At 49.0% G+C, this 25095-nt stretch carries 28 protein-coding genes; 5 read left to right on the top strand and 23 right to left on the bottom strand.

What is annotated here, in order from left to right:
- The first annotated feature begins 141 nt into the window (after positions 1–141).
- Complete coding sequence (locus tag PaeBR_RS04875; protein ID WP_410513765.1) at positions 142–480, top strand: ArsR/SmtB family transcription factor; 339 nt, start codon at positions 142–144, stop codon at positions 478–480.
- 82 nt (positions 481–562) lie between these two features.
- Entirely contained in the window at positions 563–1081 is a 519-nt protein-coding gene (locus PaeBR_RS04870) for an SRPBCC domain-containing protein (protein WP_410513764.1), read from the top strand.
- A 114-nt stretch (positions 1082–1195) separates the two neighbouring features.
- Here the strand turns inward: PaeBR_RS04870 and PaeBR_RS04865 are convergent, their stop codons facing one another.
- From PaeBR_RS04865 to PaeBR_RS04855, 3 genes are read right to left on the bottom strand one after another with little or no spacing between them, the layout of a single operon-like run.
- Positions 1196–1525 carry a hypothetical protein gene (locus PaeBR_RS04865; protein WP_410513763.1) on the bottom strand — a complete coding sequence of 110 codons (330 nt, stop codon included), beginning with the start codon at positions 1523–1525 and terminating at the stop codon, positions 1196–1198.
- Positions 1512–1688, bottom strand: coding sequence for a hypothetical protein (locus PaeBR_RS04860; RefSeq protein WP_410513762.1), 177 nt, complete (start codon positions 1686–1688; stop codon positions 1512–1514). Before PaeBR_RS04860 ends, PaeBR_RS04865 begins: the two co-directional genes overlap by 14 nt.
- Positions 1685–1936: a hypothetical protein gene (locus tag PaeBR_RS04855; RefSeq protein ID WP_410513761.1), complete on the bottom strand. Its 252-nt coding sequence runs from the start codon at positions 1934–1936 to the stop codon at positions 1685–1687. The genes PaeBR_RS04860 and PaeBR_RS04855 overlap by 4 nt, the downstream gene beginning before the upstream one ends.
- A gap of 619 nt (positions 1937–2555) precedes the next feature.
- Here PaeBR_RS04855 and PaeBR_RS04850 point away from each other — a divergent pair.
- Together PaeBR_RS04850 and PaeBR_RS04845 are read left to right on the top strand one after the other, a co-directional pair.
- Positions 2556–2930, top strand: a complete 375-nt coding sequence (locus tag PaeBR_RS04850) for a phage integrase SAM-like domain-containing protein (RefSeq protein WP_410513760.1) — start codon at positions 2556–2558, stop codon at positions 2928–2930.
- Between the two features lie 34 nt (positions 2931–2964).
- Complete coding sequence (locus tag PaeBR_RS04845; protein ID WP_410513759.1) at positions 2965–3507, top strand: site-specific integrase; 543 nt, start codon at positions 2965–2967, stop codon at positions 3505–3507.
- Between the two features lie 47 nt (positions 3508–3554).
- On the opposite strand, the gene PaeBR_RS04840 is transcribed toward PaeBR_RS04845, so the two are convergent.
- From PaeBR_RS04840 to PaeBR_RS04800, 9 genes are all read right to left on the bottom strand, one after another.
- Positions 3555–4199, bottom strand: coding sequence for a hypothetical protein (locus tag PaeBR_RS04840; RefSeq protein ID WP_410513758.1), 645 nt, complete (start codon positions 4197–4199; stop codon positions 3555–3557).
- Positions 4200–4201: 2 nt separating this feature from the next.
- Positions 4202–4666 (bottom strand): helix-turn-helix domain-containing protein, encoded by a 465-nt coding sequence (locus PaeBR_RS04835; protein WP_410513757.1) that lies wholly within the window; start codon positions 4664–4666, stop codon positions 4202–4204.
- A 203-nt stretch (positions 4667–4869) separates the two neighbouring features.
- Complete coding sequence (groL, locus tag PaeBR_RS04830) at positions 4870–6498, bottom strand: chaperonin GroEL (RefSeq protein WP_410513756.1); 1629 nt, start codon at positions 6496–6498, stop codon at positions 4870–4872.
- 70 nt (positions 6499–6568) lie between these two features.
- Positions 6569–6850 (bottom strand): co-chaperone GroES, encoded by a 282-nt coding sequence (gene groES / locus PaeBR_RS04825; RefSeq protein ID WP_307588449.1) that lies wholly within the window; start codon positions 6848–6850, stop codon positions 6569–6571.
- Positions 6851–7144: 294 nt separating this feature from the next.
- Positions 7145–7906, bottom strand: a complete 762-nt coding sequence (tatC, locus tag PaeBR_RS04820; protein WP_410513755.1) for a twin-arginine translocase subunit TatC — start codon at positions 7904–7906, stop codon at positions 7145–7147.
- 110 nt (positions 7907–8016) lie between these two features.
- Positions 8017–8256 (bottom strand): twin-arginine translocase TatA/TatE family subunit, encoded by a 240-nt coding sequence (gene tatA, locus PaeBR_RS04815; protein WP_410513754.1) that lies wholly within the window; start codon positions 8254–8256, stop codon positions 8017–8019.
- 158 nt (positions 8257–8414) lie between these two features.
- Positions 8415–8900 (bottom strand): molybdenum cofactor biosynthesis protein B, encoded by a 486-nt coding sequence (locus PaeBR_RS04810; protein ID WP_036649810.1) that lies wholly within the window; start codon positions 8898–8900, stop codon positions 8415–8417.
- A 44-nt stretch (positions 8901–8944) separates the two neighbouring features.
- Complete coding sequence (moaC, locus tag PaeBR_RS04805) at positions 8945–9421, bottom strand: cyclic pyranopterin monophosphate synthase MoaC (RefSeq protein WP_410513753.1); 477 nt, start codon at positions 9419–9421, stop codon at positions 8945–8947.
- Positions 9418–10059: a 5-formyltetrahydrofolate cyclo-ligase gene (locus tag PaeBR_RS04800; protein WP_410513752.1), complete on the bottom strand. Its 642-nt coding sequence runs from the start codon at positions 10057–10059 to the stop codon at positions 9418–9420. Before PaeBR_RS04800 ends, moaC begins: the two co-directional genes overlap by 4 nt.
- Positions 10060–10300: 241 nt before the next feature.
- Here PaeBR_RS04800 and PaeBR_RS04795 point away from each other — a divergent pair, with 241 nt between their 5' ends.
- Positions 10301–12256 carry an ABC-F family ATP-binding cassette domain-containing protein gene (locus tag PaeBR_RS04795; RefSeq protein WP_410513751.1) on the top strand — a complete coding sequence of 652 codons (1956 nt, stop codon included), beginning with the start codon at positions 10301–10303 and terminating at the stop codon, positions 12254–12256.
- A gap of 437 nt (positions 12257–12693) precedes the next feature.
- Here the strand turns inward: PaeBR_RS04795 and ptsP are convergent, their stop codons facing one another.
- The 11 genes from ptsP to PaeBR_RS04740 form a co-directional block, all read right to left on the bottom strand.
- Positions 12694–14418: a phosphoenolpyruvate--protein phosphotransferase gene (gene ptsP / locus PaeBR_RS04790; protein ID WP_410513750.1), complete on the bottom strand. Its 1725-nt coding sequence runs from the start codon at positions 14416–14418 to the stop codon at positions 12694–12696.
- Positions 14415–14681 (bottom strand): phosphocarrier protein HPr, encoded by a 267-nt coding sequence (locus PaeBR_RS04785; protein WP_410513749.1) that lies wholly within the window; start codon positions 14679–14681, stop codon positions 14415–14417. The genes ptsP and PaeBR_RS04785 overlap by 4 nt, the downstream gene beginning before the upstream one ends.
- Positions 14682–14683: 2 nt before the next feature.
- Positions 14684–16720 carry a transketolase gene (gene tkt, locus PaeBR_RS04780; RefSeq protein ID WP_410513748.1) on the bottom strand — a complete coding sequence of 679 codons (2037 nt, stop codon included), beginning with the start codon at positions 16718–16720 and terminating at the stop codon, positions 14684–14686.
- A gap of 20 nt (positions 16721–16740) precedes the next feature.
- Entirely contained in the window at positions 16741–17193 is a 453-nt protein-coding gene (gene rpiB / locus PaeBR_RS04775) for a ribose 5-phosphate isomerase B (RefSeq protein WP_410513747.1), read from the bottom strand.
- Between the two features lie 124 nt (positions 17194–17317).
- Positions 17318–18511, bottom strand: a complete 1194-nt coding sequence (locus tag PaeBR_RS04770) for a sn-glycerol-1-phosphate dehydrogenase (RefSeq protein WP_410513746.1) — start codon at positions 18509–18511, stop codon at positions 17318–17320.
- A 5-nt stretch (positions 18512–18516) separates the two neighbouring features.
- Complete coding sequence (gene rpe, locus PaeBR_RS04765; RefSeq protein WP_410513745.1) at positions 18517–19194, bottom strand: ribulose-phosphate 3-epimerase; 678 nt, start codon at positions 19192–19194, stop codon at positions 18517–18519.
- A gap of 341 nt (positions 19195–19535) precedes the next feature.
- Positions 19536–20567, bottom strand: coding sequence for a zinc-binding dehydrogenase (locus PaeBR_RS04760; protein WP_410513744.1), 1032 nt, complete (start codon positions 20565–20567; stop codon positions 19536–19538).
- A 305-nt stretch (positions 20568–20872) separates the two neighbouring features.
- The gene (locus PaeBR_RS04755) at positions 20873–22135 is read right to left on the bottom strand and encodes a PTS galactitol transporter subunit IIC (RefSeq protein WP_410513743.1); all 1263 of its coding nucleotides are present in this window, start codon (positions 22133–22135) and stop codon (positions 20873–20875) included.
- 64 nt (positions 22136–22199) lie between these two features.
- Positions 22200–22484, bottom strand: a complete 285-nt coding sequence (locus PaeBR_RS04750) for a PTS sugar transporter subunit IIB (protein WP_410513742.1) — start codon at positions 22482–22484, stop codon at positions 22200–22202.
- A 1-nt stretch (position 22485) separates the two neighbouring features.
- Entirely contained in the window at positions 22486–22968 is a 483-nt protein-coding gene (locus tag PaeBR_RS04745; RefSeq protein ID WP_410513741.1) for a PTS sugar transporter subunit IIA, read from the bottom strand.
- 16 nt (positions 22969–22984) lie between these two features.
- Complete coding sequence (locus PaeBR_RS04740; RefSeq protein WP_410513740.1) at positions 22985–25042, bottom strand: BglG family transcription antiterminator; 2058 nt, start codon at positions 25040–25042, stop codon at positions 22985–22987.
- Between the last annotated feature and the right edge of the window lie 53 nt (positions 25043–25095).

The raw sequence follows: 25095 nt of genomic DNA, 5'->3' as shown, positions 1-25095 counted from the left end.
CTCCCTTCTTACATCATGCCGCCCGTACCATCCATCCCGCCAACGGATTTGATTGAAGACGGTGATATTTGTTTTTAATATTCCTTATGTAGTATATTGTTTACATCAAGGAAATACACAGCAAGAGAATGGATGATGAACATGAATGCAAATGTCATGAGTGCTCTGGCGGAACCCCACCGCCTGCAGATTGTCGAGCTGTTGCGCGAACATCCGCTCACCGTAGGGGAAATCGCCGAACAGCTGCAGCTGCGCCAGCCTCAAGCATCCAAGCATTTGCGTGTTCTAAGTGAGGCTGGTATCGTGGAGGCCAAGGTGGACGCCAATCGCCGGATCTACAGTCTGCGGCCGGATCCTTTCCGGGAACTGGACGATTGGCTGGAGGGCTACCGTGTCCTCTGGGAGGAGCGGTTTAACCGCCTGGATGACTATTTACAGAAGCTGCAGGTCAAGAAACACGAAAATGAGCAGCAAGAATGAGCTTGGGATGATGGATGAGTTTTGTGAACGCTCGGGCAGGACTGGTTTGACCCATTTCATGAAATCGGGGAGGATGTTACAAATGACAAATCAAATGGTATCCAAGGTAGAGGAAAAGGCGCTTATTCTGGAACGTGAATTCAGTGCCCCTCGCGAGTTGGTATTCCAGGCGTTCACACAGGCGGAGCATCTGAAGCATTGGTGGGGTCCGAGAGGTTGGACGCTTCCGGTATGCCATGTTGATTTCCGTGTAGGCGGGGTTTGGCATTATTGCATGAAATGCGAGGATAAGAACCAGGGCGATTTCTACGGCATGGAATCATGGGGCAAGGGAGTTTACCGTGAAATCATCGTGCCCGAGAAAATTGTGTATGTGGATTATTTCTCCGATGCGGAGGCCAATGTGGCGGAAAATATGCCGGAAACGATCTGTACGCTGACCTTCATCGAGACGGATGGCAGGACAAAGGTCATTAACCGTGCGGATTATGCGACGGCTGAAGAATTGCAGCAGGTGCTGGATATGGGCATGCTGCAGGGCATCACGGATACCTGGAACAGACTGGCTGAGCATTTGGAGTCGATCCAGCAGATCGGTTAAAAGGAGCGTTAAAAAGGACATCCGTTGAGATTCCTCCAGCGGGTGTCCTTAAATATAATCCTGTCAATAAGCGCGGAAGCCTCCAGTAAATAGACCCCCCAATAAAGTAGTTGGTTACTTATGCTTATTGCTGTCCCACAAGTCTTTATGGGTCAAACCGGCATATACCAGAATAACAAGCGTCAGAATCATTACAAACTCCCTCAGCGTGTTGGACAGGGTGTCTATGTTGTAACCGAAGACGATATTCAGCCGGCCCCACAACAAGTTAAGGCAGAGCAGCGCCACGGCGCTATACGTTACCCAGACGCTGCGAAGATACAGGTTATAAGTGCGGTCTGGTCCATGTCCGATAAAATATTTACGGTATCGGAGGACATAAACAGTAAAGATAAGGACCGCCAGCGCTTCAAGGGCAACCAAAGTCAAATCAATAATTTCCATGCAGATCATCTCCTCTCTTGCCTAGTCCGGAATGGTGCAAATCAATAAGGCTTTCGATATCATTAGACTCATACGCTTCCTGAATTTTGCCCAATTTCTCAATTTCGCGTTTTACACGGCTGGGTTTGATTACATTTTTTTTGAATATATCGAGGAGCTTCACTTGTCGACGACCTCCTCACCATTTGATTTATCGGTGCTTTCTCTTTCAATAAGGAGTTTGACAAGGGAACGGTTGTATTGATTCAGCTGTTTCTCGTTCTCCTCGTCACGTTTCTGATAATTCTGAATGACCTTTTCTTTATTGGCAATTTGCCTGATACACCAGATTAACGCAATAGATAAAAGTACATTTAGCACGACTGAACCGTTGTTGTCATTGAAAAGGCCAGTCAATGCGTTCAAATCCATCCATATCCCCCCGTTCTTTATTAGTCTGATTTCCCTCTGCTCACAGGTTGTTGTGATCTTATCAACCTGTCCATTATTGCGACACAAGACCGTCCCATAACTTTCCATGGAATCTCTTTAATTTAATCTACTCCGTTTATAGTATTTATGATTGGGTAAACTAGTATTTTCTTAAGAACAAGCTAGAGTTGAATGGATTGATATCGCTCTATCCCGGGCAAGTCCTTATCAGGTTGTCCTACAGCAGAAATTAAAGCCGTCCATAAAAAAGAACCCCCTTAAGAAGCCTGTAAGACCAAGCTCTTCAAGAGGGTCCCCCTGAGTTAGGATAGTTGTCATAGGCCTCCACCCAAAGTATAGTTAGTCAAGAGGCTCCAGAGAGGCGTGGTACTATGGCAAGATACAGTGAAGAATTTAAATACTCCATCGTAAGAAGAATGATGCCGCCCCAGAATGAATCCGTAAATACCATAGCAAGAGAAGTCGGTTCATATAAAAATCATAGTTCTGTCATTCAAAATATGTCGAAAGTATCACGGTCAATACGATTGTGCATTGTCATCATGACATAAATAATGCTGATAGCATTATATCATTTAAGGATTTTGTTTCGGAGTGGATGAAGCTTTATCAAACATCAGTAAAAGTAAGCACAGTCCGAGTTCGGAATCATGAATCCGGTAAGTTGATGGAATACTTCGAAGGCTACCAAGTGAAGCAAATCACCAAGAAGATGTATCAAGATGCTCTTATTGATCTTCATGAAAAAGGATTCGCTCTTAATACAATAGCCGAAATTCACTCGACTGGCAAAATGATATTCGCCAAAGCGGTAGAGTTGGAGGTTATAAAGAATGATCCGACCCAATATGCTAAACTCCCAGGACCACAAAAGACCGTCGATGAAATCGAGAATGAAGAACAGACCGTTAAGTATCTTAAAAAAGAAGAACTTGCACGTTTCCTAAGCCAAGGAGCAAGGATTAGAACGTGATTATGTCATATTTACAACTTTAGCGTACAGCGGGTTGCGGGTAGGTGAGTTCTGCTCCTTGAAATGGAAGGATTTTTCATACAACAACCATACAGTGAGTATTACTAAGACCTATTACAATCCTAAAAACAAGGCCACAGACTATCAACTTCTAACTCCTAAAACAAGCACTTCAAGGAGAACCATTGAGCTAGACCCCATCGTATTTAAAGAATTAGAAAAGCTAAAGGCAAGGCAGAACGAACTCAAAATGTTACATCGTGATACTTACTATGATAACGATTTTGTATTCGCCAAAACTGAAAAGGACATGGGATATCCTGAGTTCATTAAAACGATTCAGAACCGCATGAGAAGGCTTCTAAGACTTGCTGGCCTTAATGAGAGCCTTACCCCTCACTCATTGCGTCACTCTCACTGTTCATTACTTGCTGAGGCCGGAGTTGGGATTCATGAGATCATGGAGCGATTAGGTCATCAGGACGATGAGATCACAAAAAGGGTGTATCTTCACGTCACAAAAACCATGAAAAAAGAGGCTTCCAAAAAGTTCGGTGAACTTATGAGGAACCTCTGATTTTTATCGCATACCATGAAACTCCGGTGAATATTCATCGGAGTTTGTCAGAATAAATCCTCTTGGACTTCAGACGAAAGGAACGTGTCCAGATTCATGACACGAATTCGCCCGAACGGGTCGATAAAATCCTTGAGGTTGTAAGTTACGATGATATCAGCATTATGTATAACGGCAGACGCCATAACAGGATAGTCATCGGCATCCTTTAAAGGTTTCTTTCGTCCCCGTTCCTTCAATACTTCCTCCTGCAACGAAGCGATTGTCTTTCCCAAGTGGCGTTCGATTACATCCTGTCCCTTATGGATCCATCCGTATTCCTTTTCCAATATCTCCTCGACGATCTGTTTATATACGTCGGAATACATGGGCCAGGGCAGATCCTTCAATGAATCTAAAAATGCCAGATTAAATATACCCCTAAACGTTATAAAGAGAGCCATAAGATCGGTATGCGTAAACGCAGTTGGTTGCATGGGGCCGCCTGGTTCGGTTCGGATTGCTATGCCTCCGGAGCGCAACAACCCGTAAAATTCTGCCTGTACCGCTTTGGGTAAGCAAAATTCGACAAGACCATTAAGGTGCATATCGTACAGCCGGTCAAATTCTTCGCGAACCCGATGATTGCGATAGATAAACCGGTCGGCGAGTATGCACCCGTCCCATATGATGATTTTAACGGGATCGTTCACTGTTATTCCTCATCATGGTATAGGTCTTTACGGCGGACGAGTTTCATCTCAATAGCACCTTTAAACAACTCGTGTTCCCGCCGATTAATCGTTGCCTTGGATGAAGGATTTTTGAACTGTGCCTTCGGGATCCGGATATCCCGGCTGTTTTCACTTGATCGCTCATACTGAATTTTGTTTTGGTCAACCCATTTATATACGGCCTTGTCCGAGACTTTAAAGCGCTCGGCCACTTCCTGCACCGTGTAATATTCCTCTTGCTGCGAATGGGATTCTGCCGCTATTTGGTACGCTAGGAGCTGTCGCCTGACACGGTGACGAGGAGTCCCCTTACGCAACACGCTGCTCGGTGAAATGATAACCGACGAATCCAGAATCGACTGTGCCGTGTGGATGTCTTCAATCGTCACCTTTCCCGTCTCCACCTTCTCCAGAATGCTCCGCAAGGTATCTTTTACCTTTGTCATACGGTACACCTCCCTTTTCTTCAGTATACCATAATTTGCGCTAATTCAACCATATTCAACCGACTAAATACTTTTCAAAATTAAGAGAGGCCTCTCAGAATAAACTGAGAGACCTCCATTATTTATGCAGATGTGGTCAAAATGTGGTCAAACGGGGTTTCCACTCAAGGAAACCCTTGATGCATAAGGGCTTATTGCCCTTTTTACATCATGCCACCCATACCGCCCATGCCGCCCATATCAGGCATTCCGCCCTTTTCCGGTTCCGGCTTGTCAGCGATAACCGCTTCAGTGGTCAGGAACATTGCAGCTACGGAAGCAGCGTTTTGCAGCGCGTAACGTGTTACCTTCGCAGGGTCAACGATACCGGCTTCGAACATGTTCACCCACTCATCAGTAGCGGCGTTGTAGCCGATGCCGATAACTTCTTTCTTCAGGCGGTCCACGATAACGGAACCTTCTTGACCTGCGTTGGCAGCGATTGTGCGAACAGGCTCTTCCAGGGCACGAAGAACGATGTTAACTCCTGTTTTCTCGTCGCCGGTTACATCTACAGCAGCAACAGCGTTATATACGTTCACAAGAGCTGTACCCCCACCGGAAACGATACCCTCTTCTACCGCAGCGCGGGTTGCGTTCAGGGCGTCTTCGATGCGAAGCTTGCGCTCTTTAAGTTCTGTTTCAGTAGCAGCGCCGACTTTGACAACGGCTACACCGCCTGCCAGTTTAGCCAAACGCTCTTGCAGTTTCTCTTTGTCGAACTCGGAAGTTGTATCTTCCAGTTGGGCACGGATTTGGTTCACGCGTGCTGTAATATCAGCCTTGTCGCCGCTTCCGTCCACGATTGTAGTGTTTTCTTTGGTTACGCGCACTTGACGGGCGTTACCCAGTTGGTCGATGGAAGTGCTTTTCAGATCCAGTCCAAGCTTCTCAGTGATCACTTGGCCACCGGTCAGAGCAGCGATATCCTGCAGCATAGCTTCGCGGCGGTCGCCGAAGCCTGGAGCTTTAACAGCCACTGCATTGAAGGTTCCGCGCAGCTTGTTCACGATCAGCATAGCTTGTGCTTCGCCTTCGATATCTTCAGCAATGATAACAAGTGGTCTAGCTTGTTGCACGATTTTTTCGAGCAGCGGCAGGATTTCTTGCGTGCTGCTGATTTTTTTATCAGTGATCAGGATGTACGGGTTTTCCAGTACAGCTTCCATTTTGTCCGTATCAGTAATCATGTAAGGGGAAATGTAACCGCGGTCGAACTGCATACCTTCTACTACTTCAAGCTCGGTCAAGAATCCACGGGATTCTTCAACGGTAATAACGCCGTCTTTACCTACTTTTTCCATGGCTTCAGCAATCAATTGGCCTACTTCTTCGTCAGCAGCGGAGATAGCAGCTACCTGTGCGATAGATTGTTTGCCTTCGATTGGCTTTGCAATTTTTTGCAATTCCAGAACGGCTGCTTTAACTGCTTTGTCGATCCCTTTACGGATAACCATCGGGTTCGCGCCTGCAGTTACGTTTTTCAGACCTTCACGGATCATTGCCTGGGCAAGAACCGTTGCAGTTGTAGTACCGTCACCGGCTACATCATTAGTCTTGGTAGCAACCTCTTTAACGAGTTGTGCGCCCATGTTCTCAAATGCATCTTCCAGCTCGATTTCCTTAGCGATCGTTACACCATCGTTAGTGATCAGCGGACTTCCGAATTTTTTCTCCAGTACCACGTTGCGGCCTTTTGGTCCAAGTGTTACTTTTACTGCGTTTGCCAAAGCATCCACACCGCGGAGCATTGCCCGGCGGGCGTCTTCACTGAATTTAATTTCCTTAGCCATTTTATATTAACCTCCCAATGAATTTTTTAGTGGTAAGTAATTTGAGTTCCTGCTTATGAAATTCTCCTGCTTATCCCAAAATCGCGTGAATGTCGCTTTCTTTCATAATCAAATATTCTTTACCTTCATACTTGATTTCTGTTCCTGCATACTTGGAGAAAATAACGCGATCGCCTTCCTTAACTTCCAGCGGCACACGCACTCCATCCTTCAAAGCTCCGCTGCCTACTGCGATAACTTTACCCTCTTGCGGCTTCTCCTTGGAGGAGTCCGGAAGTACAATCCCGAAAGAAGTGGTTTCCTCCGCTTCGCTCGCTTCCACTAATACGCGTTCACCTAAAGGTTTGATCATGAAAAATAGCCTCCTTTGAATTATGTTGTTTACCTTGAAAACAAGAAGTTAGGAATATCAGCCGACCTCTTCGATCCCCTGATACTCATGAAAAGCATATTAGCACTCGACAACCTATAGTGCTAACAACAATTTTTATGATACTCAACTTGAATGGAAATTTCAAGTCCTTTTACGCAAATCGCCCTCTTTTTCGGGAAAAATTTGGTTTTACGGGCCTGTACAAGTCATACCTTCTTTCATTCTATCCACTACGGAACAAAATATGCCACCTAATCTGCTGCATCAGTTATTTTAGGATTGGCGATCACGCGCCTCCCGCGCCGCATCGGCGGAAAGCTGCTTGCGATAAACAAAGGCAGACAGAAACACACTGAACTCGTAGAGCGCCAGCAAAGGAATCGTTACCAGAAAGTCGGATATGAAATCAGGCGGTGTAATGACCACCGCAATAAAGACGAGCGCGAAATAGGCATACCGGCGCATTTTGCGCAGGCGCAGCGGGTTAAGAATACGAAGCTTGGTCAGGAACATGACGAGCAAGGGCAGCTCGAACAAGAGCGCCAGCGGCAGCACCAGGTTGAACATAAAGCCGAAATACTGGGCAATGCCGTAAGTTTCCTCAAGTCCCATACTTCTTGTAATAGAAATCGTAAAGGAAAGCGCCATAGGAAAAATAACATAATAGGCAAAAGCGACGCCGAGCACAAAGAGGATAAACACATAGGGGACATAACGCAGAGCTGCGCTGCGTTCCTCCGGACGAAGTCCGGGACTGACAAAGGCCCACAGCTGATAGACGATAAAAGGAACGGATACCGTTAGTGAGACGGCCACCGCGATTTTCATATACATTCCAATTCCGTCCCAGAACGAAAAGGCATGCAGGACAAAACCTTGAGCCAAATCTGCGTTGATCAAATAATCGTATATCGGCCGGGCACAGAACAGACCACCCGCCAATCCTGCTACAAAGACAACCAGCACATAGATAATCCTTTTGCGCAGTTCTGTGAGATGATCAACCACCGACATTTCTTCCGATTCCAGAGACATGCTGCCACCATCCCATTCCAGCAATAAAGTTTCATTTTAAACACAAAAAAGGGAGTGTCCCGTAAGTCTGAGCTGACTTAAAGGATAGCCCCCCTGCGTTACTCGTACTATTATTCCGGCAAGTTTTTGTCTTGCGGAACATTTGCAGAAACGTTCTGCGGGGCAGCCGCTGCAGGAACTTCTTTCTTCTGAGCCGGTTCTGCATCGCCTATAATATCGCGCGCGCCTTCCTTGAATTCACGAAAGGTCCGTCCTACAGCACGGCCAAGCTCTGGAAGTTTATTAGGACCAAAGAGCAGCAGCGCTAATATAACTAACAAAATAAGTCCTGGAGCACCAATATTCGGCATGGTTATTCCTCCTTGTTACTGTTGTCCGTTCATGATACCGTTTCCGTTAATTCAATGATACCATAACTTATGTCACACATGCATCTGTTATCTATGACAAATGTTTTAACGGAAGTGTTAACAAGGAGGCATGTAGATCATGCCCCTTTTAAAGGCCGTTATTGGCGGAACTGGCCTGTCACCATGAGCAGCGCTTCGGGCAGCTGATCCATAATAGCCGCCAGGTTCTCGTGCACACCTTTGGGTGTCCCAGGCAAATTGACAATAAGCGTCCGTCCGCGAATACCGCAAATTCCGCGGAACAGCATGACACTGCGGTTCTTTTGCATCACAGTGCTCCTCATCGCTTCCGAAAGTCCGGGTACCTCCCGCTCAATGACGCGACGGGTCGCCTCGGGTGTAACATCGCGGATGGCAAGATCTGTTCCTCCGGTAGTCAGCACCAAATCCGCCTGAAAATAATCCGTCAATTCAATCAGTGCCGCGATAATTTCATCCTGCTCATCAGGTACGATTCGATACTCAACAATTTCGCCCCCGAGCTCTTCTTCCACCAGTTCCCTGATCACCTGGGCGCTCGTATCTTCACGTTCACCTCTAGCCCCTTTATCGCTGGCCGTCAGGATTGCTGTCTTCCACGCCATAGGTTTGACCTCCCTCTCTATGTACTATGTAGAAACTACGGATATCATCCTTCTTCCCGTGAATAATCCCCGTTCTTGCCGCCGCTTTTGGAGACAAGCAGAGTCGGTCCGATAATCATATCCTTCTGCAGCGCCTTGCACATGTCGTACACGGTCAAAGCGCTGGCGGATACGGCGGTCAGCGCCTCCATCTCCACACCGGTCTTACCCGTCGTCCTGACTGTTGCTTCTATATATAGTTCATCTTCGTTGTTATCCGAGAAGCTGATATCAATACCGGTAAGCGGCAGCGGATGGCACATCGGAATCCAGTCAGCTGTCTTCTTGGCCGCCATAATACCGGCAACCTGGGCAACAGCAAGCACATCACCTTTGCCGATGGAACCTTCCTTAATGGCTTTCAGCGTCCCCGGAGCCATCTTGACCATGCTGGCCGCAGTTGCAGTCCGCCGGGTCACTTCCTTGTCGCTGACATCTACCATACGTGCTCTTCCTTGCTCGTTGAAATGGGTGAGCTTCAACCTTCATTCTCCTTCCGGCAGTGTACTACGCCATCCTCCGTAATCAGAATATCCATAAAAGCATCATGAATATCCATTGGCACTTCCTCCACCAGCTGCATACCATAGGCCAGTCCTATCCATACCGGAGGGTTCTCCTTGTATGAAATAACAGACTCCCAAGCGGCCCGCAGGCGGTCGTAGTAGCCACGGCCGTAGCCGAGCCGCCCGCCCCGCCGGTCGAAAGCCAGTCCCGGTACAAATACAGCGCTCGGCATAGGCTGCAAGTCTGGTTCGAGTAATCCTTCGTCAGAGACCATGGGCTCCGGGATCCCATAGGTCCCAGGGGTTAGCTCCTCCCACGAATTGACCCGGTGCAAAGCCAGGACACCGTTCCCGGGAAGCACCCGGGGGAGAAACACTTCCCGCCGCTCCTCCCAAGCCTTCCCGATGAGAGGACGGGTATCCAGCTCTGAGCGAAAGGCGACATAGGCCAGCAGGGAAGCCGTTCCTTGCTTCTGCAGCCAATTCCAAGCATGATTGCAGACCAGCGAGGATATTTGACCCCTCTGGTCCGGGGACAGTAGGTCCCGGGCGGCAGCCTTCCGGCGGCGCAGCACCTGCTTTGCTTCAGCGAGAACTGCATCGTGGCCTGACATCAAGCGGCCTCCTCCTCTTTTGCATACCTCTTCTTGTTTGTATGTCCAGTTTACCACTCTTGTCCCCGGTTCGCCAAGATAGCCCATACGTTACTTCCGGGTGGCGTTTCTGGGGCATGTTATCGCCATGCTTACACTCTCGCACGGAAAACGCTTTTCATGTAAACTATAGGAATAGTTGTCCCTAAGGCCGGGGCTCTGATGCCAAGGCGAAATATGCAAGGGTGGAGGTTTCATCGTCATGCTTCTTCAAGCTACAGGAATTACGAAATTATATGGAATTACTAGTGTATTGGACGGAATAAACCTGCAGGTTAATGAAAAAGAAAGAGTCGGGCTGGTCGGTGTCAACGGAGCCGGCAAGTCTACCTTTCTGCAAATTTTGGCCGGTGAAATGTCTTATGACGGCGGACAAATCCATAAATCAAAAGAAACTACGATTGGTTATTTGGCCCAGAACAGCGGCCTGCAATCGGAACGAAGCATCCATGAAGAAATGCTGGCAGTATTTGCCCCGCTGATTGAAGCGGAGGCCGAGCTGCGGCGGATGGAGGAGCAGATTGCCGATCCACGGCTTGCGGAAGATCCGAAGCGTTATGAGGAGCTGCTTGCGCGGTACGCCCACCGTTCGGACTGGTTCAAGGATCATGGCGGCTACGAGATGAATACACGCATCCGCAGTGTTCTTCACGGTATGGGCTTCGGGGATTTTGCACCGGATACACCGATCTCCACGCTGAGCGGCGGCCAAAAGACAAGACTGGCTCTTGCTCGCATTCTGCTGCAGGCCCCTGATCTTCTATTGCTGGATGAGCCGACCAACCATCTGGATATCGAGACGCTTACGTGGCTGGAGGATTATTTACGCGGATATGCCGGCGGAATTCTGGTTGTTTCCCATGACCGTTATTTTCTGGATCGGCTTGTAACCACCATTGTGGAAATTGAACGCCATCAATCCCGGCGCTACACCGGAAATTACACCCGCTACATGGAACTGAAGGCTGCCGAGTACGAGATCAGAATGAAGCAATACGATAAGCAGCAGGATGAAATTTCCCGGATGGAGGATTTCGTTCAACGTAACCTTGTGCGGGCATCTACTACCAAACGGGCCCAGAGCAGACGCAAGGCCTTGGAGAAAATGGACCGTCTGGACAGACCCATGGGAGACCTGAAAAAGGCCAATTTTTCCTTTGAGCCAGATTTCATGTCCGGTAAAGAGGTTTTGCAGGTTCGTGACGCGGCAGTCTCCTTTGGTGAAGGGGAGCCCTTATTCAGGGGGGCATCCTTCGAGCTGCGGCGCGGCGAGACAGCTGCACTTATCGGTCCGAACGGAATCGGCAAATCGACGCTGCTGCAATGTCTGACCGGCAGCCGTGAGCCATCCGCAGGAAGTGTAAACTGGGGCACCAAAGTAAAGATCGGTTATTACGATCAGGAGCAAACCCGCCTGAATCCGCGCAATACAGTTCTGGAAGAGCTGTGGAGTGAATATCCAATGCTGGAGGAAGCCCGGATTAGAACCATTCTCGGCAACTTCCTGTTCAGCGGCGAAGATGTCCTGAAAAGAGTCTCCTCACTGAGCGGCGGCGAAAAGGCGCGGGTAGCGCTCTCCAAGCTAATGCTGCGCGGTGCAAATATGCTTATTCTCGATGAACCTACCAACCATTTGGATTTGGTCAGCCGGGAGGTGCTGGAGGCAGCACTCATTGATTTCGAGGGAACCTTGCTCTTCATTTCCCATGACCGTTATTTCCTTAACAAAATGGCAGAGCGCGTACTAGAGCTGCATCCGGTGGGTATTGACCCTTATCTGGGGAACTACGACGACTATGTCGAGAAAAAACAGGAATTAGAGGATATAGCCAAAGAGGCTGCCGGACAAGCATCTGCGGCTGTCGCCAAAAATGCCGGGAAGGATGCCGCTATCACCCCAGAGAAAGGCACCGCCACCTCATTCGAGGCAGATAAGCAGGCCAAACGTGAGGAACGCAGCCGCCAGCGGCGTATTGCCGAATTAGAGGAAAACATCGCGTCTTTGGAAGAAGAGATTTCCGCCATTGAGGTTGAAATGGCCAAGCCGGAGGTTTATCAGGATTATATGGCGCTGCAGGAACATGAACAGGCTTTGAAGGACAAAAAAGAGCGGCTCAGTCAGCATTTTAGCGAATGGGAAATTCTAGCTGACGAATAATGTTTAATCGGCAGATCATATTTTTACACTGTTGCGGTTTTGTTCATAAACACTTATCCACAGCTCTATCCCCAGATTTAGTGTATAACTATCTCTCTAAAAAGGCCCCTTGGGCCTTTTTTTAGGCATAAAATCGCTATTTTCGTTGTCAAGGAATTTTTATCCACCGAATTATCCACATTATCCACAATTTCCACAATAAAAGAATACAAATGTAATCCCCTTTTTAGTTGTTCAGAAAAGGGGCTTTAGGGCTGGTTTTACACGCTTTTTACACAGTTATACAATAATATGTGGATAACGTTGTCCACATCTTGACAAAAGATGCGGCAGGTCTATTTTTCAACACTGTACGGCAAAAAAAGAACCCGTAATCTCCATAAAGAGATAACGGGCTGGCCTGGGTTGCAAAGACCACAGTTTCACTCAATTTATTTTCAATGCAGCAGCCTCTTAACTAATGCCGCTACCTGACCTGCACTGCTCATTCCAAGCGCTTGCTGTGCAATAACACCCATTTCTGCTTGTGACAACTGCAAGATACTGCTTCTTGCAGGCAATATGGAGGAGGCGCTCATGCTGAATTCATCCAGGCCGAGACCGAGGAGCAGCGGGATCGCCGCTCTGTCTCCCGCCATTTCGCCGCACATGCCGACCCATTTCCCATGGCTATGCGCGGCATCTATGACCATCTTGATCAGGCGCAGAATCGCCGGATTATACGGTTGATACAAATAGGATACCCGTCCGTTCATCCGGTCTGCGGCCATTGTGTACTGGATCAGGTCATTTGTTCCTATACTGAAGAAATCCACTTCCGGAGCGAACAGATCCGCCAATACAGCAGAAGCGGGAATCTCCACCATCATGCCGATTGCGATGCTGTCTGATACCTCTGTCCCGGCACTCCGCAGCTTCTGCTTCTCTTCCTGCAGCACTCCCTTGGCCTCACGTAATTCATCAAGCGTGGCAATCATCGGAAACATGATCTTTAAGTTTCCGTAGATGCTTGCTCTCAGCAGCGCTCTTAGCTGGGTCCGGAACAGCTCCTGACCCGGTGTCTCCAGGCACAGCCGAATCGCACGGAAGCCAAGAAACGGATTGTCCTCCTTTGGAAGCTTCAAGGAAGGCAGTTCCTTATCACCACCGATATCAATTGTACGAACGACAACCGCTTTGTCCTTCATTTTTTCCAACACCGTTTTGTACGCCTGGAATTGTTCTTCCTCCGAAGGAACTTCACTGCGGCCCATATACAGAAATTCCGTGCGGAACAACCCGATGCCTTCCCCGCCGTGATCCAGCACACCCTGCACATCATCGGGGCAGCCGATATTTCCGGCCAGCTCCACTTGGTGACCGTCGGCCGAGAAGGTGCAGCGTTCTGCCAGCAGGGACCATTCCGCCTGTTGGCGCTTCTCTTCCAGCAGCTTCGCTTCATATTGCAATATAACTTCAGGTGAGGGGTTGACCAAGAGTTTTCCTGCCCCTCCGTCCAGAATCAGCAGGTCATTCTGCTGGATTTCATTCATCGCTCCAGCCGTACCGACAACCGCCGGAATCTCCATAGACCGGGCCATGATTGCGGAATGGGAAGTACGCCCGCCCGTCTCAGTAGTGAAACCTTTCACAAATACTCGGTCCAACTGAGCCGTATCCGAAGGCGTAAGATCATGTGCAACGATGATGACCGCCTCGTTAATCGGGTTATGATTATAATAAAGCTGGCCGCCCATCGTTGTCAGTACCCTTCGCGTCACATCCCGGATATCCCCGGCCCTTTCCCGCAAATATTCCGTATTTAAGGATTCAAAGGCAGCGATAATCTCCTGAGCAACTTCCTTCAGCGCGAACTCTGCGGTTACCGCATCGCCATAAATTTTATCCTTTACCGAACCTAGCAGCTCCGGATCACTCAGCACAAGCAGATGGGCTTCAAAAATTCTCGCTTCCTCGCTCCCCAGTCTCTGTGCAGTAATCTCCATAAGGTCCTTCAGTTGGGACTTTCCTTGTTCCACTGCCGCTTCGAACCGCTGAAGCTCACTTTGGGAGCCTCTGCTGCTTACCTTCTCAATCACCGGTTCCTGTGTCTCCAGACGGTAGGCCCTGGCAATAGCGATACCGGAGGATGCTCCAATGCCCTTCAGCATTTGCAGGCTCATTGTCCAAGACCCTCACGAATAATGGCGCCGCTGAGCGTTGCAATCGCTTCTTCCTCATCTTCCCCCGAACTGGAAATGGTGAAGGAGTGTCCATGCGGAATACCCAGTGACATCACACCGACAATGGATTTCAAATTCACTGTCCTTCCATCATATTCAAGCTTAATTTCCGCTTTGAACTTACTGGCGATCTGCACAAGCACCGACGCCGGGCGGGCGTGAATTCCCGACTCCTCTGTTACAACAAATTTCTCCATGACCATGCTCATTTCCCCCAGCTTCCGGTTGCTGTTGCCAGCAGCGCCTTGAATTGTTCCGCTACTTTCTCTGCTGTGAAGCCATATTCTGCAAACAGAACCTCTGCAGGAGCGGATGCCCCAAAGTGATTCAGTGTAAGGGTACTTCCTTCGTCACCGGTATATTCCCTCCAGCCGAAAGGCGATCCCAGTTCAATGGCCAGCCGTGCTTTCAGAGACCTCGGCAGCACACTCTCCTTGTACTCCGGAGATTGACGCTCGAAACGGTCCCAACTTGGCATACTTACAACCGAAACGATAATACCATCGACCGCAAGCCGCTCCTGCGCAGCTATTGCAAGACTTACTTCCGAGCCGGTAGCCAGAAGCAAACCTTGTGCTTCACCTTCCCCCGGTGAGACCATATACGCACCCCGTTCGACGCCTTCATACGCTGCGCTCTCCGAAATGGGGAGCGTTGGAAGATTCTGGCGGGAGAGAATCAATGCTGTTGGCGTATCTCTGCTTTCCAGCGCAAGACGCCAGGCTGCCACAGTCTCTTTGGCATCCGCAGGCCGGATGAGACTGAGTCCCGGCATCGCACGCAGGGAGGCCAGCTGTTCAATCGGTTCATGCGTCGGCCCATCCTCGCCAACAGCAACACTGTCATGGGTAAAGACGTAGGTAACCGGCAGCTTCATCAGAGCCGCCAAGCGAATCGCCGGGCGAAGATAATCGGAGAACACAAAGAATGTCGCTCCGAACACTTTAACACCTCCGTGCAAGGCCATCCCGTTCATCGCTGCGCCCATCGCAAATTCGCGTACTCCAAACCAGATATTGCGGGCAGCGTAGTTTGAGCGGCTGAAGTTGTCCTCTCCTGTCAGCAGGGTCTTGTTCGAGCAGGCCAAGTCTGCCGATCCGCCAATTAACTGAGGGATGATCTTGGCTGCTGCATTAAGGGTCTTACCGGATGAATCACGGGTCGCCAGCGATTGTCCTGACGCAAACTCAGGCAGACTCTCTTGCCAGCCCTCCGGCAAAGTTCCCGACACAGCAGCTGTAAATTGACATGCTAATTCCGGAAATTGCAGCTGATATTGGTTCCACAGCTTATTCCAAGCCTCTTCCTGTTGCTGTCCCCGCAGGGCCAGCTCTGCGAAATGGGACCTCACTTCCTGAGGTACATGGAAGGGCTGCTCATGGTTCCACTCATATACGGCCTTTGTTGCCTTTGTCTCCGCCGCTCCCAGCGGAGAGCCGTGGCAGGCCGACTTGCCGCCTTTATTCGGTGAACCGTACCCGATCGTCGTCTTCACTTCGATCAGTGTCGGACGGCTTCTGTCGACTTTGCCCTCGGCAATAGCAGCCACAATGTCGTCCACCTTATTCCCCTCTTCAATACGCAGAACCTGCCAGCCGTAAGCAGCGAAGCGGCCTGCAACACTTTCGGAGAAGGACAGGTTCAAATCTCCGTCCAGCGAAATATCATTGGAATCGTACAGGACGATCAGTCTTCCCAGCCCCAGATGACCGGCCAGCGAAGCCGCTTCTGCCGATACACCTTCCATCAAGTCTCCATCGCCGCAGATACTGTACGTATAGTGATCGACCAAGGGGAATTGGTCTTTATTGTAGATCTCTGCCAAATGCCGCTCAGCCATTGCCATACCGACGGCCATAGCAATACCTTGGCCCAGTGGTCCTGTCGTTGCATCTACGCCGGGAGTGTGTCCGGCCTCGGGGTGTCCGGGCGTCCGGCTGCCCCATTGACGGAAGCTTTGCAGATCCTCTATCGTCAGCCCGTAGCCGAACAAATGCAGCAGACTGTAGAGCAGTGACGAGCCGTGACCTGCCGATAATACGAATCGGTCCCGGTTGAACCAGTCCGGGTTGCCGGGGTGATGTTTCATTTCCCCTGCCCATAACGCGTACGCCATTGGCGCAGCGCCCATTGGCATGCCCGGGTGGCCGGAATTGGCTTTTTCTACCGCATCAATAGACAAGGTACGAATCGTGTTAACAGCTAATTCCTGAATAACACTTACGGTTGAAGCAGTACTCATATGGTTTCTTCCTCTCTTCTTTATCCGGATATCGCGGAGCCTTCATAATCCGCTATTTTATCAATACGGTGCTGGTGCCGTCCGCCTGTAAATTCCGTCTCCAGCCAGACCTGCACAATTTCTCCGGCAAGACCGGGTCCGATGACCCGTTCGCCCAGTGCCAGCATGTTGCTGTCATTGTGGAGACGCGTGGCCTTCGCACTGAATACGTCATGTGCCAGCGCACAGCGGATACCCGGCACCTTATTAGCGGCAATCGACATGCCGATTCCTGTGCTGCAGATAAGAATGCCGCGATCGGCTTCCCCCGCTGCTACCTGCAATGCTGCCGGAACCGCATAATCAGGGTAATCGACAGAATCGCGGGAATGACAGCCAAGATCGGTCACCTCCACTTTTAGTTCGCGTAACAACAACACTATCTCTTGTTTAAGCATTAATCCGCCATGGTCATTACAGATCACGATCTTCATTCGTAAGCTTCACTCTCCTTTCTTCATTTTCATAGTATCATTTTGATATTCATAAATGAACACGTTTTCATCCCAATTTATTGCTTCCAAAATGTACATCATTGTGATGCACATTACGTATCATTTACGCAGAACACAACGTATTCAGGACCTTTTCCGTCACGCTTTCCAAGGCTCCGATTTCCGCAGCATAGGAGAGAATTGTATATCGTTGTCTGGTAAACCGGGATTGCAGCAGAGCCTCCCGAAGCAGTTCACGATCTATGCCATAGTCCATAGGATGGCAGGATAGTCCGATCTCCTCCAGCCGTTTCTTAATCTCATCCGGTACAGGCAGCCTGCTTCCGAGTGCTTCTCTGATTTCCGCACTTTGTCCCTGGTCCCTCCATTCTTCGCTGAGCAGCAAAGTATCATAGAGCAGACCTGCACACAGTGTTCCTACCGCCACAGCAATTCCGTGGGCAATCGGCTCTCTCCCCTGTCTCAGGTAAGCTCCCTCCAGATAATGGGCCAGCAAATGCTCCGTACCCGAAGCGGGTCTGGAATCGCCCACAATGGAAATCGCAATACCCGACAGCAGCAAAGCGTTCATCAAATACTGGATAGCCTGAGGCTCCCGAATATAAATATCAGCAGCTCGTTCAATACAGCCGTCAGCAGCACTCTCCACCAGATCCAGCGTATAAGGACATAAGTACTCATCCCTGAGCGTATGGGACAGAATCCAGTCGCAGACTGAAATTTTTTTACCCATAATATCACCGAAGCCTGCTTGAACCATCTTCAAAGGCGCTTCGGCAATGATATTGATATTTCCAAGAATCGCTTCTGCGGTGTTTCCCTGAAAGGTAGTCTTCTTGCCTCCGGCAATTAATGAAGATACCCCGGATGCATAGCCGTCCATAGAAGGCGCGGTAGGAACAGACAAGAAGGGAATCCCCAGTCTCGCGCTTACATAGCGGGTCAAGTCTGTAATGGTTCCCGAGCCAACAGCTATCACGCCTTGCAGTTTATTGGATGAAGACAGCAGCAGCGTCCCCAAGGATCGCTCGTCTGGCAACACCTTTTTATCCTGAAACAGACAATTCACTACTTTGAAGCCCTTTCGCTTCAGGACATCGGTAATCAACCGGCCGTGTATTTCATGGGTCGTGTTATCAGAGACCACCAATATATGAGGTCCCTCAAAATACTTCAGACAAGCCTCATCAATGGCCTCCAGGTCATAATCCAGCGACACGCTTCCAATAGAAACCTCATGGACACGGCCGCAGCTGCAGCTAAACGGCTTATTAATGATTTTTGTAATATTGTCCATAATCTTTAGTCCAGCCCAAGCGGTGCAAAAACGCCCATCTCGCTTCTGAAGCGGTCAATATTCTCTCGAATATCCCCGGTCTTAAACAAGGCTGATCCGGCTACAATGACATTCGCCCCCGCCTCTACGACGCTCTTGACATTGGACAGCTTGATACCCCCGTCCACCTCAAGATCGATGTCTCTGCCAAGTGAATCCATGATTCCGCGAAGGAATTTGATTTTACCCATGACCGAAGGAATAAAGCTTTGACCTCCAAATCCGGGATTGACGCTCATTAGCAACACCCTATCGACCTCTTCCACAATACAATCCAGCGCACTTAGCGGAGTCCCAGGATTTAGCGCAACACCGGCCTTGATTCCGGTGGACCTAATTTCCTGAATAGTACGGTGCAAATGGCGGCAGGCCTCGGCATGAACCGTAATCATATCGGCTCCCGCTGCTGCAAACCTGTCAATATAGCGCTGTGGCTCATCGATCATTAAATGTACATCGAACACAAGCTTGGTATAGGGTCTGATTGCTCTTATGATATCCGGCCCCAGCGTAATATTCGGCACAAACTGCCCATCCATCACATCTATATGAACCAGATCGGCACCGGCTTTTTCAATGGCCTCTATCTCGCTTCCCAGGGCAGAGAAATCAGCCGCTAATATGGACGGAGCTAATTTAATCATGATTCTTCTCCTTTCGTTCTTTAGCGTAGGAGCCAGCGGACGAATAAGCGTATAGATCACAAACAAAAATATAGCACTGTTGATGGGAAACTGATATTTGAATAGAAGCCCGCTAAGGTATCTTCCATGCGGCCCTAAAGTGTAGTCCAAAAAGCTCTCTACCAATATGCTCACCTTATTTCTATTAAGTTCTTACTACTTAATACGAATCTGCTGCGCCCGAACCATCCATAATCTGTACGGCGTTACTCGTTCCTAGCCGCGCTGCTCCCGGTACAGACTTCAGCAGCAAAATATCCTCTAAAGTAGCCCCGCCACCGTTAAATCGTGTAGATGTCTTGTTATTGAATCGGAGTCAGGACAACTTTGATTGCTTCACCGTTCTTCATCAGCTTGAAGGCTTGCTCCCATTCGGTAATATCAAATTGATGAGTCACAAGCGCCTCCGCGTTGACACGATGATCGTTCATTAATTGCAGCGAAGGTCCCCAGTCGAAAGGATTCTGGCTTCTGCAGCCGATCACTTTAATCTCCTTCTGGATAATTTTCTCGAAATCAACCGGAATTTCCGGTGATGCGAAAATCCCCACTTGGACGTAACGTCCTTTCTTGGTCAACAAATCGAGCCCCATCGTCACTGCCGGTACAGCTCCTGTGCATTCCAGCACAACGTCTGCCCCGTAGCCTTCCGTAAGCTTATTCACGATTTTCTTCACATCTTCGCTTTGAATGTTAACTACATGATCTATTCCAAGCTCCTGCGCTTTGTCCAGACGGATCTTATCCTTCTCAAGACCGGTAATTACGACAGTCGCACCATAGCTTTTGGCAATTTGTGCAGTCAGAAGCCCAATCGGACCAGGACCCAGTACAACCACGATTTCTCCCCGTTTAACTGCCGCTTTGGAGACAGCGTGGTGGGCGCAGGCTAACGGCTCCGTTAGTGCCGCAGACAGGTAATCCACATTGTCGGGCAGCTTATGCACGCTTTCTTTGCGGGCGATCACATATTTGGCGAAGCCGCCGTTTTGCTGGGTGCCTAATCCCTTTCGTGTACTGCACAAGTTGTAATGTCCTGATCTGCAATATTCGCAGGTCCCGCATACATAGAATGTGGTTTCCGAGGTTACGCGGTCCCCTACCTGAACTCCGGTCACATTCTCACCGATTTCTACAACCTCTCCTGAAAATTCATGTCCTAATGTCACCGGGGCCTTCACTTTATATTTGCCTTCATAGGTGTGCAGATCTGTTCCGCAGACTCCTGCATACTTCACTTGAATCTTTACTTGATCGGCGCCGATGTTCGGCTCCTCTACATCTATAACTTCCAGATGGCCAAATCCCAGTTCTTTTTTCACCAATGCTTTCATAGTAGGGTCCCTCCACTTTGTTTTATATCTATCGGGCTGGTGCATTGCAGCTGGCTTGAGGTATAATCAAAGATATATAAGCGCTTACTTGGCGGTTATTTATGAAATTCTACAATTGTAAATATAAGGAACGGCCTATTTTTTAAATCACCAAATGATAGGTTTATTTAAATAGGCCGTTTTTTTAGAATATTAGCTATACATAGCCTGTTTTTTATTCGGTTACAGCTGACTTCTTAAGATCCGTAGAGCTAATATAGACTGTAGCTTATATTAGCCCGGGCAGGTAATGGAGTGTGCCGTCGTCAATTAAAGAGTGCGAACACTTTATAAATGACATAGTTGATCAGGTTACCGCCTTGGTCAATACTTGAGATTTGCGCTGTTCCCTCAGGCATATTGAAGTGAGCGTCGATGGCCATTTGCGTATGCAGCGGAGCCAGATCAGTAGCCATATAAAGTGACAGGCCAATGACAATCGTACCTACGATAACGGAGTGAATGATGTTTCCCTTCGCCGCGCCTACAATGAATGCCACAATGAACGGGATCGTAGCGAGATCGACGAACGGCAGAACTTTGTTGCCCGGCAGAAAGACCGCCAGTGCCACCGTAATCGGAACGAGAATCAGTGCTGTTGCAATAACTGACGGATGTCCAATCGCCACCGCTGCATCAAGACCAATATACACATTCTCTGCGCCGAATTTGCGTCTCAGAAAGTCACGGGCGGATTCCGAGACAGGCATCAGGCCTTCCATCAAAATCTTCACCATACGCGGCATCAGGAACATGACCCCGCCCATCGCCATTCCTACCTTGATGACTTCTCCTGCATTGTATCCAGCCAGTGCTCCGAGTCCGATACCGAGTATAAGTCCCATGAAGATCGGTTCCCCGAACACCCCGAACTTCTTCTGGATACTTTCAGGATCAGCATGAAGCTTGTTAATGCCAGGAATTTTTTGCACCAGTTTCACCAGCGGAATGCCGATTATCGCATAGGATACCGTACTGCCTGTCGGTACAGAGATGCCCGGGAGGTCGAAATAGTCTTCCAGCATCGGAGCCGTCCAGTCTGCAATTTTCAGGACCACAATTTGGAAAATGACAGCAGCAATCAATCCGAGCACGATACTTTGCGTCATCGCATATATAACTGCGCCTGTGAAGGTGAAATGCCAGAAGTTCCAAATGTCCACGTTCATCGTTTTCGTTGTTTTGGTAACCAGCATAATCACGTTGACCAGCAGTCCAAGCGGGATTATGAAGGCCGCTATCGGCGAGGCCCAGGATATGGATGCCGATCCCGGCCAGCCTACATCAATAACATTTAATTGAACACCGAATCTTTCCACCATAGCGTTTGCCGCCGGCCCTAGATTATTGACGAGCAGATCCACTACGAGCGAAATACCGATGAATCCTACGCCGATTGTAAGACCCGAGCGGAACGCTTTGCCCGGCTTTTGCCCAAAGACAAGGCCCAGAATAAAGATAGCTACTGGTAAAATAACGGTAGGACCGAGGTCCAAAAATGAGCGTAATGCGTCAACCATTCCTTGCATGGATATTCCCCCTATAAATTGGACGATTCTTCTTGCTTCTTCCTTGAAACACTCTTTGGGGCACCTACTTTGTCAGTTCAGCCAGTATTTTCTGCTTCAATTCCTCCATACCGACTCCTGTTAAAAAGGCCCGCGCGTTGATGACCGGGAACGGATATTCTTTGTTGGCTATGGTTGTGCTGACGAGCAGATCGGCTCCATCGGCCAAGGAGGACACCTCTGTAATTTTGCACTGAATCAGCTCAGCCTGAATATTATTTTCTTTGCACATGCTTTTGAGCGCTTCATTTACTACCGTCGAGGTAGCAATACCTGCTCCACAAGCCACCAGAATTTTCTTTTTAATCATATTAATTGACCTCCTTTGTTTCGAATTGTAGCTTGGTGTTCATTAGCTCTTTGATCGTAGTTCTGCTGGTTTCTGTAATTAAGGAGTTCAGCATATCCTCATCCTGAATAATTTGCATCAAACGCGTCAGCAGCTTAAGCTGCGAATGCTTCTGGTCCATAGCCAGCATGAACACCAGCTCCACAGGAGTGGTCTCTTCCTCTTCACCCATAATCCCAAAGGCTATCGGTTTCTGCAGAATACCGACGCTGATCGCCTTCTGATTCACATGCTCAATATCGGTATGTGGAATGGCAACAGAGCACGCTTTGGTCGGCAGGCCTGTCGGGTACGATTGCTCCCGTTCGATAATAGCAGCGATATAACTTTCCTTCACGATGCCCTTCTCGACCAGATTCCTGGCCATTTTCTCCAAAATATCCTCTTTGCTCTCCCCCTGCACGTTGATCAGAATCAAGGATTCATCCATCATATCCATACTCATTTCATAACCTTCTCTCTTAATCTTCGGAAAATTTCGCGGCTACCTCATGAATTAGCTGGGCGGAATCTGCTTCAATGACAGCCCTGACATCTTCCTGGCTGCCTGCCAGCTTCATCAGCTGCATCAGGGAACGCAAATGCTGATGCTTATCCTTGGCAGCTATGATGACTATGACATGGATAGAGTAGCCCTCCGAATAGTTCACCGGCTCTTCCAGACGCAGCAGGCTCATGGAGACCTCATTCACGCCGTGGCTGGGATCCGCATGCGGTATAGCCAAATTGTGACCAATCACAATATAAGGATCATTGCTGTCATAGGAATTGATCATCGCCTCCACATAACCCGGCGTGATTGACCCGCGTCGAAGCAACGGCTCTGCCCCCATACGGATAGCCGCCTGCCAGGAGTCGGCACGTTCTGCCAGCCGGATCGTATCCGGAATCAGCAGCCCGCTTAAATCCGGCATCTTGATGTCAAAGGCCGGTTTGCTCTTGGCCTTGCTCTCCGGAGCGAAATGCTCCTGAAGCTCTGTACGCAGGCTATGGCTGTTCTCAATAACTGCATACTTCCCCACAATCTCCATGATTTGCTCCATGTTGAACTCGGAGGGGCTGTAGCCATGCATCTCCTGCATCACCTGCTGGCGCAGCCGGTACTTGTCCTCTTTCTCCAGGAAGGATTTAATGACAAACAGCTTCTTGTTGGTTGGCAAATATACGGTGGAAAAGACTACATCATACTCCAGGGAATAATTGTGAAACTCTCTGACCGATAAGGAATCGAAAAACACAAATTCCTGAAACAGCTCGCGCAGCGTGCTTTGCAGCAGCTTGGATACGCACACACCCTTGGGACAAACCACAAGCGCTTTGATTTTTTGCTGCAGGCTGTCTCCCTGCCTCGACAGCCAGCCGCCGATGAGCATCGTCAGATAAGTCATTTCACTTTCCGGGATGTCGCCGCCGATCAGGGTGCAAAGGGGTGTGCTTGATTTTTTAACAAGATGGTGGAGCTCCTTGAATTCCTTGCCAATGGTGTCCTGAAGCGGATTGGTAATCGACAGCTGATATTTAATCCGGTAATATGCAGGCTTTAAATGCAGCAGAATCTTGTTCAGAAGCTGCTCCCTATCCTGCAGGGTCACACAAGCGTTTCGTTCGAACAGGGACAACATTTCATCAAGTGCAAGCGTAAGCTCTGGAAGAGTATCATCTGACAAGTAGGCCGTCGAGGACACATTGGTCGTAAGCAGATGCAGCGTGATGAACATTCTCTCCTCCATAGGAATGCCGGGCAGATCCAGCAGAAGCTCTTCCGCCGCCTTGTATTCCTTCGTGTCGGCTAGCTCGTCGCAGTGAATAGGAAACCCTTCAACAATCTGGCCCTGTCTTATCCTTCTTAGGGACAGCAAGAGAATGTATGGCATGGATTCCATTTTCTCATCCGTAAATTTGAGATGAAGTTTGCCTTCCACCGCTTCGATTTTGCAGCGCAGGACGGAGATCTCACCCGCGGCAACATTGGCAAGATCTTTGATCCAGTTCTCCCCGTTGTACATTTCTATCGTTTTATAAACAATGCTGATCAGGGCCTGCCTTTTGTTAAATTCTTTACCCTCTAGCGAATATCCGAGCACTCGGGAATACTTGATGACCAGTTTGAAAGAAGCAGCTATTGCCTGCGCATTTTTGAGGTCGCTGAGAATCGTATTCTTGCTGACACCGAGCGCATCCGTAAAGTGAAACAATGATAATTCCTCGCTCTTGCTCAGCAGCATCAATATGATTAAATTCGTCCGCTCTTCCTCGGAGAGTATATACGCGTTGTTCGCAGATTGCTCCTGATCCACTGACAGTGCGGTTAACAATGCTTTATTGATGAGAAACAAGCCGGTTTTGGTTCTTTTGATTTGAGGCAAATAACGGGCCTCCAGCCAATCGTTGATTTTGCCCAGACTGTATTCGATTTGTCTTCGGCTTAAGCTGTATTTCAGTTCCAGGTCCTTGTTCTTGATTCCGGGATTGGTTAGCAGTTCCTGCAACAGTTGGCTGCTTCTAGCATCAAGTTCCATATCTTCCCCCTTCCTTCAAGACTGATTATCTAGGGTTCATTAAAAGTAGTTGC

The organism is Paenibacillus sp. BR2-3, from assembly GCF_046529485.1.
Taxonomy (GTDB): domain Bacteria; phylum Bacillota; class Bacilli; order Paenibacillales; family Paenibacillaceae; genus Paenibacillus_AQ.
Note: the sequence above shows the minus strand (reverse complement) of the source record. Positions and strands in the feature narration are given on the sequence as shown.